Here is a 12,543-nt window from a genome sequence, read left to right on the forward strand (position 1 = left end):
TTGTTTCCCAAATGATCAAGGGCGCTCCGCCCATGCTGCTAGTCGAAACCCAGTTTCTGGAGCAAGCCGATCATGGCGAATAAGTGCGATCAAGCCGCAGGTTGTGTGCGGTTTGAACAACCGCGAAAGGCCGGAGATATCGAAACTTTTCCGAGCGGCAAAACTACCTATCTCGCGCCGCTTCCGCTGCCAACACCGATGTCACCCTATGGCCCGCACATTGGTGAACTGAATGATGTGTACATGGATTTTGGGTTGGGCTCGCCACAAGTCTTTTCTTGGCAGGTCGTATTGGGTGGACCATTCAGCGTGTCTTTCACAGTAGTTTTCTTATTCCCACTAATCACCGGTTTTTTGGGAGTTATTTTTGGGTATGGACAGGAATTCATTTGGGACTCGATGGTCGGCATCTTTGAAGTGGCCTGCGAGAACATACTATTTACAGGTCCATTGATGCTCCTGATCTGCTTAGGAGTCTGGCACCACAACCACAAAAAACGCGCCTCAATCATCCCGACCCGTTTCAACCGCCAACGCCGCGAAGTCTGCTTCATGTCCGAAGGCGAAACCGAACCTGTCTTTGTTCCCTGGGAATCCCTATCGGCCTGGATCATCGAGGCCCAGGGCGCGACCCAATACGGCATCCACCGCCAGTACGGCATGGGCATCGGTTTCTACCACGGCGAAACCCTCACCAGCCTCGAATTCCCCTGCGCCGCGCTGCCACTCGCCATCAGCCATTGGGAAGCCATTCGCGGCTACATGGAATACGAAGTCAACGACCTCAAATCGATTCAGGATCTGCAAGACCTGCAAGGCCCCGACGACCCGCCCCACGAAGGCCTGCACACCTTCCACAACGCCCGCGCACGCATGCATCAGCAGATTCGCGACGGTTCACGCACGCGGCTGTCCGGCTTCTTTTGGTACCTGTATCACGTCATGACCCTATGGACGATTCCCAACCGCCTCGTCGAATGGGAAGTGCGCCGCCTCGAAAGGATCGGCAAACAGGCGCTGCCCGAGGCCATGCGCCAATGGTCGGAGCCGTTGCCGGAAGAGCATTGGGCGAAGCCGAGTGAGGAGTTGCTGCGGTTAAGCGAGCAGGTAAGGCAGATGCAAAAGCGCCAACCGAGCCGGCCCGTTACCGAGATATTTGCCGAAGTACAAAGTGCGACACCCGGCGGTAAGCGTTGAGTATGAATAGCTATCCTCTGAACCTGTTCGCCCTCAGCAGCCTTCAAATCGTCAAGTCCGGACGATTCTGGCGTTGTCGTAGGCAATGACGCAAGGCGATGTAGCCTCGGGATGTAAGACGCTATTTCTTGTAGAACCTGCCGAAGACGGCGACTGTTTGACCTTGTGCTTCAACAGAGGGATTTATGCCATGGCTCTGTTACACCATCTGCTGCATCTTGAGCAGCGCCTGCTATCCCGTGCTGTGCGCGAGGACGCCGCTGAACTGGCACTACTGATCGCGGACGACTTTGTCGAATTCGGCGCCAGCGGCGGCATCTGGAACAAATCTGATGTGCTGGAAGCGCTGCCGCAGCAAGTGTTCGCACAACGTACCGTCAGTCAGTTCACGCTCAAGCCGTTGTCGGAAGATTCGGCGCTGGTGACATATCACTGCCATACCGGCGCTGTCGGCCAGCGGGTGCCGGCGGACAGTCTGCGCAGTTCGGTATGGCGGCGGCAGGGCGAGCAGTGGCAAATGGTTTTTCATCAGGGCACCTTTTGTGTCCAGCCGTGAAATCGTGGTGACCCGTCGATAGCTTTCGCGAGCAAGCCCGCTTCCACAGAGGATCTTCAGTGAAAGCAGGATTTGTGGATGGCAGCGATCAAATGTGGGAGCGGGCTTGCTCGCGAAGGGGGCCTGGACAGTCAGCGCAAATTCAGCCGGCCCGCGCTCTGCTAGAATCCGCCCCATCAACTGCCAGAGACTCTCCCATGAGCGAGCCGATTCGTCTGACCCAATACAGCCACGGTGCCGGTTGTGGCTGCAAGATTTCCCCGCAGGTGCTGGAAGTGATTCTGGCCGGCAGCGGTGCGCAGAACCTTGACCCGAAACTGTGGGTCGGCAATGCCTCGCGTGATGATGCGGCGGTGTACGAGATCGATGCCGAGCGCGGTGTGGTGTCGACCACGGACTTCTTCATGCCGATTGTCGACGACCCGTTCGACTTCGGCCGTATCGCCGCGACCAACGCGATCAGCGACATCTATGCGATGGGCGGCGATCCGTTGATGGCGATTGCGATCCTCGGCTGGCCGGTGAATGTGCTGGCGCCGGAAGTGGCCCGGGAAGTGATTCGCGGCGGGCGCGCGGTGTGTGACGCCGCCGGCATTCCGCTGGCCGGTGGGCATTCGATCGATGCGCCGGAGCCGATCTTCGGCCTGGCTGTGACCGGTCTGGTGGAAAAGCGCCACATGAAGCGCAACGATACTGCCACCGCCGGTTGCCTGCTGTACCTGACCAAGCCGCTGGGCATCGGCATCCTTACCACCGCCGAGAAAAAGGGCAAATTGCGCCCCGGCGACATTGGTGTGGCCCGCGACTGGATGTGCACCCTGAACAAGCCCGGCAGCCGTTTCGGCAAACTCGCCGGGGTCGCCGCGATGACTGACGTCACCGGTTTCGGTCTGCTCGGGCATCTGGTGGAAATGGCCGATGGCAGCCACCTGACCGCACGCATCGGCTACAACCACGTGCCGCGTCTGGACAGCGTCGAATACTACCTCGAACAGGGCTGCGTGCCCGGCGGCACCCTGCGCAACTTCGACAGTTATTCGAGCAAGCTTGGCCGTCTGCAGGAGCTGCACAAGCGCGTGCTGTGCGACCCGCAGACCAGCGGCGGTCTGCTGATTGCAGTGACTCCCGAAGGCAACGCCGAATTCCTCGCCGTGGCTGCCGAACTGGGCCTGGACCTGGCGCCGATCGGCGAGCTGGTCGAGCGACAGACCCACGCAGTCGAGGTGAATTGATGACACTCGACTGCACCGATTACCGCGATATTTTCCTCAACGACCGGCCGATGATGGATGCCCGTGCGCCGGTCGAGTTTGCCCACGGCGCGTTTCCCGGCGTGGTCAACCTGCCGCTGATGAACGACCGCGAGCGCGAACAGGTGGGCACCTGCTACAAGCAGCATGGGCAACAAGCCGCCATCGCCCTGGGTGAGCGGCTGGTGTCTGCCGAAGTGCGGGAGCAGCGCATTCAAGGCTGGGTCGAGTTTGCCCGGGCACACCCCGACGGCTACCTGTATTGCTTTCGCGGCGGCCTGCGTTCGCAGATCGTCCAGCAATGGATCAAGGAAGAGGGCGGGATCGATTACCCGCGTGTCGGCGGTGGCTATAAGGCGATGCGTACGTTCCTGCTGGAGACGATCGATCAGGCCGTGGCCGAGTGCGATATGGTGCTGCTGGGCGGCATGACCGGCACCGGCAAGACCGAACTGTTGGTGCAGTTGAGTAATGGTCTGGATCTGGAAGGCCACGCCAATCATCGGGGCTCGAGTTTCGGCAAGCGCGCCACCGGCCAACCGACCAACATCGATTTTGAAAACCGTCTGGCCGTTGATGTGCTGAAAAAACGCGCCGGCGGGATCCAGCAGTTTGTGCTGGAAGACGAGAGCCGGGTAGTCGGCAGTTGTGCCTTGCCATTGCCGCTGTACCGAGGCATGCAAGTGGCGCCGATGGTCTGGCTCGAAGACAGCCTGGAGCAGCGGGTCGAGCGGATTCTGCAGGATTATGTGATCAACCTGCACGCCGAGTTTGTCGCGGTGCATGGCGAGCAGGGCTTTGCGCTGTATGCCGAGCGGCTGATTGCGAGTTTGAACAATATCCAGCGCCGGCTGGGCGGCGAACGCCATCAGCGGATGTTCCTGCAGATGGAAGAGGCCTTGGCGGAGCAGGCGCGCAGCGGATCGGTCGAGGCGTTCCGTGACTGGATCAGCGTGTTGCTGCGCGAGTATTACGACCCGATGTATGCGTTCCAGCGTGAGAAGAAGGGCGGGCGGATCGAGTTTGCCGGGGAGCGCGGGGCGGTGTTGGAGTATTTGCGCGAGCGGGTGAATCAGCGGGTTTGAGGGTGTTCTTGCGGGCCTCTTCGCGAGCAAGCCCGCTCCCACAGGGGATCTGCGTCAGGCACAAAATTTCTGCCCAGTGAAGATCCAGTGTGGGAGCGGGCTTGCTCGCGAAAGGGCCGGCACAGGCACCGCAAGAATCAAGTCGGACAAGTCACCTTGCCGTTATCCAGCCCCTGCTTGTAGCTGTGGCTCTGCAGGCTGGCCTTGCCGTTGTGCCAGGTCAGGGTCAGCACATACAGCGAATCGAAATCGCCAGCCGCCCAGTCATCGGTGATGGTCTGCTTTTCGCCGACGGCCTTGCCGGCAACCTTGTTGATCAGCTCCGGCAGATAGCCGTGCGACCACGCGGTGTAGATCGTTGCGTTGTGATATTTGTCTTCGGTCAACTCGCGCGCCAGGTCACTGGTGTCGTTGGCGGAGAACTCGATGTTCACCGGCAGGCCGAGCTTGATCGCCGCGGGACTGATGGTCATCAACGGGCGGATGTAGCTGTAGGAGTTGTCTTGTTCGCCTTCCTCGACATTGCGTGTCGGGTTGGCGGCAAACACGTAATCGGCCTTGCCGAATTTTTCCGGCAGCAGGGTCGACAGTTCGATCGCCCGGTTCAGGCCCTGGCAGTTGAGCTGGCCGAGACCGCCGGCGGGCTTTTCCGCGTGGCGCAGGAAAATCAGGGTCTGGGTGCCGTCCACCGGTTGCGCGCGAATCTGGCTCGATTCGAGCGACAAGGTCAGCGCACTGACCGCCAGCAGGGAGGGCAGGGCCACGTAGGCGCGATGTTTGAAGCGTTTGGCGAAACTCATGAGGTTCGTCATCGAATAAAGGATTCTTCAGCAGATTCGGTTGGGGTTGACCAACCCTTACACCGCGGGCTCCCAGCACCGGATGTTGTCCATGTCGTGTGTTGCGCTTCCTGTGCGAAAGGCATAGCTCAGAGTCCTCTGAGGCCGGTTTGGTTCAGGCACCTTACCCGCAGGATGTTACGGTTCGTGTAGGAGCTGCCGCAGGCTGCGATCTTTTGATCTTGGTTTTTAAAGCCAGATCAAAAGATCGCAGCCTGCGGCAGCTCCTACATTATGATCATTGCTTCCCATGTGACTGGATGCTTCCCATGACCGATCTGTCCGCGTTCCCCATCACCCACAAATGGCCCGCGCAGTACCCTGACTGGATTCAGCTCTATTCCCTGCCGACCCCCAACGGCGTCAAGGTCTCGATCATGCTCGAAGAGATCGGCCTGCCCTACGAGCCGCACCGCGTGGGCTTCGACACGCAGGATCAGCTGTCTCCCGAGTTCCTGTCGCTGAACCCCAACAACAAGATCCCGGCGATCCTCGATCCCCACGGCCCGCAAGACCAGCCGCTGCCGCTGTTCGAGTCCGGCGCGATCCTGATCTACCTCGCCGACAAGAGCGGCCAGTTGCTGGCGCAGGAAGGCGCGCTGCGTTACGAGACGATTCAGTGGCTGATGTTCCAGATGGGCGGTATCGGCCCGATGTTCGGCCAGCTCGGTTTCTTCAACAAATTCGCCGGCAAGGACTACGAGGACAAGCGTCCGCGTGACCGCTATGTCGAGGAGAGCAAGCGCCTGCTCAACGTGCTCGACAAACGCCTGGAAGGTCGCGAGTGGATCATGGGCGAGCGCTACACCATCGCCGACATTGCCACGTTCCCGTGGGTGCGTAACCTGATCGGGTTCTATGAGGCAGGGGATCTGGTCGGGATCAATAACTTCCCGAACGTGACCCGGGTGCTGGAGCGCTTTCTGGCGCGGCCGGCGGTTGTTCGGGGGCTGACCATTCCTTCCTGATTTGCGCACGACCCCCTGTAGGAGTGAGCCTGCTCGCGATGGCGCCGTGTCAGCCAACATGGACGTCGACTGATACACCGTCATCGCGAGCGGGCTCACTCCTACAGGGCAACGTGTGTTGTCTGACGGATTATTGCACCCCCGGTAATGCACTCTTGATTGATCCAGGTTTGTACCTGCGCCCACCGAAGGCATAAGCTTCGCCCCCTACGACTTTCGTCTCATCTGCCGTTTTCAGGAAGATCCATGTCCAGCCAGTTCCCCGAAGCACGTCCCCGCCGTCTGCGCCGCAATGCGAGCCTGCGCAGTCTGTTCCAGGAAACCGAGTTCAGCCTGAATGATCTGGTGCTGCCGATTTTCGTCGAAGAAGAGATCGATGACTTCGTGCCGATCAAGAGCATGCCGGGGGTGATGCGCATTCCCGAGCGCAAGCTGGCCAGCGAAATCGAGCGCTATGCCCGTGCCGGCATCAAGTCGGTGATGACCTTTGGCGTATCCCATCATCTGGACGCCAACGGCAGCGACACCTGGCGCGAAAACGGCCTGGTTTCGCGCATGTCGCGGATTGCCAAAGACGCCGTGCCGGAAATGATCGTGATGTCCGACACCTGCTTCTGTGAATACACCGATCACGGCCACTGCGGTGTGATGCACAACCACGAAGTCGACAACGACCAGACCCTGATCAACCTTGGTAAACAGGCGGTGGCCGCGGCGCGTGCCGGCGCTGACGTGATTGCCCCGTCGGCGGCGATGGACGGTCAGGTGCGGGCGATTCGCCGCGCGCTGGATGACGCGGGTTTCACCCAGATTCCGATCATGGCTTATTCGACCAAATTTGCCTCGGCACTGTACGGCCCGTTCCGCGAGGCCGGTGGCAGTGCGCTGAAGGGCGACCGCAAAAGCTATCAGATGAACCCGATGAACCGCCGCGAAGCCCTGCGTGAATCGCTGCTCGACGAGCAGGAAGGCGCCGACGCGCTGATGGTCAAACCGGCCGGCGCGTACCTCGACATCATCCGCGACATTCGTGAAGCCTCGAACCTGCCGCTGTCGGCGTATCAGGTCAGCGGCGAGTACGCGATGATCAAGTTCGGTGCGCAGGCCGGCGCGATCGACGAGGACCGTGTGGTGCGTGAAAGCCTGGGCGCGATCAAGCGCGCGGGTGCGGATCTGATCTTTACTTACTTTGCGATGGATCTGGCATTGGCCGGGATCTGAACCCCACCGCATAACCCCCTGTGGGAGCGGGCTTGCTCACGAAGGCGGTGTATCAGCAACGAATGGGTTGACTGACACGACGCCTTCGCGAGCAAGCCCGCTCCCACAGGGGGGTTGTGCTGTGTCAGGGGCAGTGGACGTAGGGGCGGATGCCGTGATCCCTGAAATACCGCTCGATCACCTTCGGATCCGCACTGTTATCGGCAATCGCCACATAGGTATCCGGGCGCAGCAGATAAAACCCGTTACGCGCCAACCCCGCCGTATCAAACGCCGGCCGCCAGTCGAACACGTGCAGCGGCAGGTTGTGTTCATTGCACCAGGCGATCATCTCGTCGCTGGTGTCGCCGTACACATGCACCTGCCAGCACGGCTGCCGCAGCGGTTCGTAATTATCCCCCTCACCATCATGCGCCCACGGCAAGCGGTCACCGCCGTGGACGTGGCCGGCCGTACCCTGACTCAGCGGCATGCCGCGGTAGTTGAGGGTGACTTGCGAGACGGTGCGGAAGAGGAACTCGCGGCTGACCTCGAATGAGGCCATTTTCGGGATCAGAAACGGTGCCAGGCGCGTGCGCAGCAGATCGGCGATGCGCCCCTCGGCGGTGACGAAACTGAACACTTTGTCGGTGGTCGATACGAGTCGCCGGGCGAAGGCGATGCGTTCGGTTTCGTACGTGTCGAGCAGCTTCGCCGTGGCGCTGCCGTTGAGCACGGCGGCGAGTTTCCATGCCAGGTTGATCGCATCGCCGATGCCGGTGTTCATGCCCTGACCGCCCGCCGGGCTGTGCACGTGCGCGGCGTCGCCGAGCAGAAACGCCCGACCGCTGCGAAAGTGCTCGGCCACGCGGTGGTGCACGCGGTAGGTCGAGAACCAGTTCACGTCTTCGATGTGCACTTTCAGGTGTTCGATGGCGCGGCTGCTGACATCGGAGAATTCCAGGCTTTCGGCGCGATCCGCGCGCTCGTCACGCACCGTGCCGATCAGGCGGGCACGGCCTTCGCCGGCCAGTGGAAACACTGCGAGGAAGTCCGCTTCATCCAGATCCAGGTGCAGCTCACCGTTCATCGCCGGGCCGCTGGCCTTGACGTCGGCGACGTAGAAAATCTGCTGATAGGTGCCGCCGGGGAAACCGGTGTCGAGGGTTTTGCGCACCACTGAGCGGGCGCCATCACATCCCGCCAGATAGCAGGCCTGGCAGATTTCCTGTTCGCCATCGGGCAGGCGCAAATGCGCGGTGAGGCCGTCGCCGGTCTCTTCGAAACTTTCCAGGGTGGTGTCGCGTTCGACGGTGACGCCGTAGTCTTCGAGACGCTCGATCAGCAGCCGTTCGTGTTGATCCTGCGGGAAGATTTCGACGAATGCGTACGGCGTCAGGCCTTCGCCGATGCGGTTCAGCGGCAATTGCGCGACCGGTTTGCCGTTGACCCAGAAATTCGCCGCCGCCACCCGATGGCCGTTGCGCACCACGGTGTCGGCCAAGTCCAGTTGCCGGTACAACTCCAGCGTGCGCGCCTGCACCGCCAGCGCACGTGAGGTGCTGCCGGGGGCGGAGGCCTTGTCGATGATGCGCACGCGCACACCGAGTTTGCTCAGCCACAGGGCCAGCACCAGACCGGTGGGGCCGGCGCCGATGATCAGAACGTCACTGCGGTTCATGGGCCTGTCCTCCGTTGGCTGTGCAGCAAGTATGGATCAGATGGAAAGGGTAGCCAGTGCCGGCCTCTTCGCGAGTAAGCCCGCTACCACAGTCGAACGCATTCCAAGGTGGGAGCTCGCCTGCTCGCGAAGGGGGCTTATGACCCGGCGCAAAAAAAGGCCCCGCAACGGCAAAGCTGCGGGGCCCTTGTTACGAAGGGATGACGGGTTAGAAGTCGATGGTGCCCGACAACTTCGCCACGCGCGGCTCACCCTGAGTCAGATAGCCGCCCTGAGCCGATTCCCAGTATTTCTTGTTGGCCAGGTTTTCGACGCCCAGACGCAGGGTCACATCTTTCTGCGAGACCTTGAACGCGTAACGCGCACCCGCGTCGAAGCGGTTCCAGGTCGGCAGACTGAGATTGTTGGCCGCGTCGGCATATTGGCCGCCGGTGCGCAGCATCCGCGCATTCAGCGCCACGCCTTGCAGGCCCGGCACATCCCAGTCGGCGCCGGCGTTGAACTGGAAGCTCGGCACGCCAATGGCACGGTTACCGTCGTTGGCGCCGTTCTGGGTGTTCTTCAGTTCGGTGTGCATCACGGTCACGCCGCTGAGCAGGCGCAGGCCGCTGATCGGCTCGCCGAAGACGTTCATTTCCACGCCTTTGTTGATCTGCTCGCCTTCACGCACGTAGGTGCAAGTGGTGGCACTGTTGATTTCACAGTAACCATCGCTTGGCTGCTCGATGCGATACACGCCCAGGCTCGCACCGTAAGTGCCCATGTCGACTTTGACTCCGGCCTCGGTCTGCTTGGAGCGTGCCGGCGCGTAGACTTCGTTGCCGTTGGTTACCTGGAAGCCACCGGTGCTGGCCGGCGAGGTCGGGCCTTGCGCCAGGCCTTCGATGTGGTTGGCGTAGAACGACACGTGCTCCCACGGCTTGAACACGATGCCGTAGACCGGCGTGGTGATCGATTCGTCGTAGCTCGACTTGCGGCTGCCGCTGCCGTAACTGGCGTAGTTGTAGCCCTGCACCACCAGTTGCTGGCGACGCAGGCCGGCGGTGATCAACAGGCGATCATCGAAGAAACCGAGGGTGTCGGAGAGCGCGAGGCTGCGGTTGAAGGTCTTGCCGACAATGCCCGGATCGCTGACGTCGCCGCCGGAAAAGTTGCCGACCGGCGACGGGGTTTCCACCGGGTGGTAGATGTTGTTGGCGTACTTGGTCAGGTCGAAATCATAGGCGCTGCGCTGTTCCGCCCACAGACCGCTGAGGCCGAAGTTGAGCTTGTGGCTGACAGCACCGGTGTTGAACTTGCCGTTCAGGCCGGCCATCAGGCTGGTGTTGTCTTCATCGTGAGGAATGAACGAGCCGGTGGTGAACGAGGCGCCGTTGTTGCCCACCAGCGTGGTCGAATTGTAGCGCCCGACTTCGCGGGTGTGCTTGGCGCCGCCGGCGACGTACGCGGTCCAGTTGTCGTTCAAGTCGTATTCGGCGCGGAGCATGCCGAAGGTGTCTTCGATGTCGGTGTAACCCCACTTCGGCGCGTAATTGGTGTCGGCCGACGGCGCGTCCGGAATGTGCGTGGCGGTGCCGAGGTTGACCGAGTTGCGGCCACCGTTGACGCGTTCCTTCTGATAGGCGAAGTCGCCGGAAATACGCAGCGCGTCACCGCGATAATCAAGGCCGAGACTGAACAGTTTCGAGCGCTGGTTTTCGTGGTCGATGCCGGTGTCACCTTCACGCTGGGACAGGTTGATCCGCGCGCCGAAGCGATTGTCTTCGCCGAAACGCTGGCCGATGTCGAAGTGCTGACCGATGCGGCCTTCGCTGTTGATGTCGGTGGTGTAGCGGCGCAGCGGCTCGTCGCCGGCACGCTTGGGTTGCAGATTGACGCCGCCGCCGATGCCGGAACCGGTCGGGGTTACGCCGTTGATGAAGGCGTTCGGGCCTTTGAACACTTCCACGCGCTCCAGGGCGTCGGTGGAAATGATCTGCCTCGGCAGCACGCCGTACAGGCCGTTATAGGAAATGTCATCACCGTTCAGCGGCAGGCCGCGGATCATGAACACCTGCGCCTGGTTGGAGAAACCCGAGGCCTGACGTACCGAAGAATCGTTGAGCAGCACGTCGGCGACGTCTTCGGCCTGCTGGTCCTGAATCAGCTGTTCGGTGTAGGACGTGGCACTGAACGGCACATCCATCATGTCCTGATTGCCCAACACGCCGAGCTGACCGCCACGGGCGACCTGACCACCGGAATAAACCGGGGGCAGGGCGCTGGGCGTCGGCGCCTGGGCATTGATGTTGACGTTGTCGAGCACCAACGCCTTGCTGTTTTCATCGGCCGCGTAGGCAGTGACCGTCAGGGAGCACAGCAAAGCGAGAAGCGTTGGGCGAAAAGGAACACCGGGTCGAGCTGGAGTGGACATGTTTCGTACCTGGCGGCGCGCCGCCGATGAGAAAATTAGAACGGCGCGGGGAACTCCTTGCGCAAATGCGACTCCAGGCGCAAATGATAGGAGTTCGCAGTAACGTTTTGCAAACGGTTTATCTTGCTGCAATTCCAGACCTGAATGGAAACCTGTGGTGAGGGGATAAATCCCCTCACCACAAAGGTCACAGTCCTAGCCTGCGTCACACTTTTGATCGTATGGTGAACCCGCCTCAATGCACGCCAAGGAGCGCCATGCACACCCCTCGATTACTGATCTCCCTCGCCGCGCTGCTGGTGCTCGCCGGTTGCGCCGGCCAGCGCAGCCAGGCGCCGGTGCCGCGTGCGCCCGCCGAAGTGAAGGCCGAAATCGTGCGGCTGATGCCGGCGAAAGTGCCCGACCGCCAGGGCTGGGCCACCGACATCTACGCCGCGTTCGCCGCCCAGCACATCAGCCCGACCACACAAAACCTCTGTTCGGTGCTGGCCGTGGCCGAGCAGGAGTCGACTTTTCAGGTCGACCCGACGGTGCCGGGCCTGGGCAAGATCGCCCGCGACGAAATCGACCGCCGTGCCGGCAAGGCACACATCCCCGGAATGCTGGTCAGCGCCGCACTGGCCGTGCGTTCGCCCACCGGCAAAACCTATAGCGAACGCCTCAACGCGGCACGCAGCGAGAAAGAGCTGAGCGCAATCTTCGACGACTTCATCGGCATGGTGCCGATGGGCCGCACCTTGTTCGGCGGCTTCAACCCGGTACACACCGCCGGGCCGATGCAGGTCAGCGTCGAATTCGCCGAGCAACACGCCAAGGATTATCCGTACCCGGTAAGCGGCACGATTCGCCACGAAGTGTTCACCCGCCGTGGCGGCATGTACTTCGGCATCGCCCATTTGCTCGGCTATCCGGTGAGTTATCACGAGCCGCTGTATCGCTTTGCCGACTTCAACGCTGGTTGGTACGCCAGCCGCAATGCCGCGTTCCAGAACGCCGTCAGCCGAGCCTCGGGCATCCCGCTGGCGCTGGATGGCGATGTGATCCGCTACGACTCGATCATGCCCGGTAGCACCGAGCTGGCGGTGCGCACCCTCGGCAAGTCGCTGGGCATGCGCAACCCGACCATTCGCGATCAACTGGAGAAGGGCAAGACTCTGGAGTTTGAAGACACCAAGCTTTATCAACGAGTGTTCGAACTGGCCGAGAAGGCCGAAGGCAAGACTTTGCCGCGCGCGGTGTTGCCGGGGATCGTGCTGCAGAGCCCGAAAATCACCCGCAAATTGACCACGGCATGGTTCGCCAAACGGGTGGATGAGCGCTACAAACGCTGCATGGCGAGGGGCGGGTGAGACGC

10 protein-coding genes are annotated in these 12,543 nt (G+C 61.4%); 7 read left to right on the top strand and 3 right to left on the bottom strand.

All coding sequences use genetic code 11. The annotated features are described in order from the left end of the window. The first annotated feature begins 72 nt into the window (after nt 1-72). The 4 genes from ACVHNU_RS06435 (at nt 73) to mnmH (ending at nt 4,088) form a co-directional block, all read left to right on the top strand. Nucleotides 73-1,197 (top strand): hypothetical protein, encoded by a 1,125-nt coding sequence (locus ACVHNU_RS06435; RefSeq protein WP_473019243.1) that lies wholly within the window; start codon nt 73-75, stop codon nt 1,195-1,197. Between the two features lie 190 nt (nt 1,198-1,387). Next, nucleotides 1,388-1,753 (top strand): nuclear transport factor 2 family protein, encoded by a 366-nt coding sequence (locus ACVHNU_RS06440; RefSeq protein ID WP_473019244.1) that lies wholly within the window; start codon nt 1,388-1,390, stop codon nt 1,751-1,753. A 197-nt stretch (nt 1,754-1,950) separates the two neighbouring features. After that, the gene (gene selD / locus ACVHNU_RS06445; protein WP_226501241.1) at nt 1,951-2,985 is read left to right on the top strand and encodes a selenide, water dikinase SelD; all 1,035 of its coding nucleotides are present in this window, start codon (nt 1,951-1,953) and stop codon (nt 2,983-2,985) included. Further along, complete coding sequence (gene mnmH / locus ACVHNU_RS06450; protein WP_473019245.1) at nt 2,985-4,088, top strand: tRNA 2-selenouridine(34) synthase MnmH; 1,104 nt, start codon at nt 2,985-2,987, stop codon at nt 4,086-4,088. Before selD ends, mnmH begins: the two co-directional genes overlap by 1 nt. Before the next feature lie 137 nt (nt 4,089-4,225). Here mnmH and ACVHNU_RS06455 read toward each other — a convergent pair whose 3' ends face one another. Next, nucleotides 4,226-4,900: a hypothetical protein gene (locus ACVHNU_RS06455; protein ID WP_045122368.1), complete on the bottom strand. Its 675-nt coding sequence runs from the start codon at nt 4,898-4,900 to the stop codon at nt 4,226-4,228. Nucleotides 4,901-5,196: 296 nt separating this feature from the next. Between ACVHNU_RS06455 and ACVHNU_RS06460 the strand changes: the two genes are divergently transcribed. Further along, on the top strand, nt 5,197-5,895 hold the full coding sequence (locus tag ACVHNU_RS06460) for a glutathione binding-like protein (RefSeq protein ID WP_003223549.1): 699 nt from the start codon (nt 5,197-5,199) through the stop codon (nt 5,893-5,895). 246 nt (nt 5,896-6,141) lie between these two features. Beyond that, the gene (gene hemB, locus ACVHNU_RS06465; protein ID WP_003223551.1) at nt 6,142-7,116 is read left to right on the top strand and encodes a porphobilinogen synthase; all 975 of its coding nucleotides are present in this window, start codon (nt 6,142-6,144) and stop codon (nt 7,114-7,116) included. Nucleotides 7,117-7,240: 124 nt separating this feature from the next. On the opposite strand, the gene ACVHNU_RS06470 is transcribed toward hemB, so the two are convergent. Further along, nucleotides 7,241-8,776, bottom strand: coding sequence for an FAD-dependent oxidoreductase (locus tag ACVHNU_RS06470; protein WP_473019246.1), 1,536 nt, complete (start codon nt 8,774-8,776; stop codon nt 7,241-7,243). Nucleotides 8,777-8,984: 208 nt separating this feature from the next. Further along, on the bottom strand, nt 8,985-11,189 hold the full coding sequence (locus ACVHNU_RS06475) for a TonB-dependent receptor (RefSeq protein ID WP_473019247.1): 2,205 nt from the start codon (nt 11,187-11,189) through the stop codon (nt 8,985-8,987). Between the two features lie 257 nt (nt 11,190-11,446). On the opposite strand from ACVHNU_RS06475, the gene ACVHNU_RS06480 reads away from it, so the two are divergent. After that, complete coding sequence (locus tag ACVHNU_RS06480; RefSeq protein ID WP_473019248.1) at nt 11,447-12,538, top strand: DUF1615 domain-containing protein; 1,092 nt, start codon at nt 11,447-11,449, stop codon at nt 12,536-12,538. Nucleotides 12,539-12,543: the final 5 nt, after the last annotated feature.

This window comes from Pseudomonas sp. Ors-4-3C (assembly GCF_055755035.1).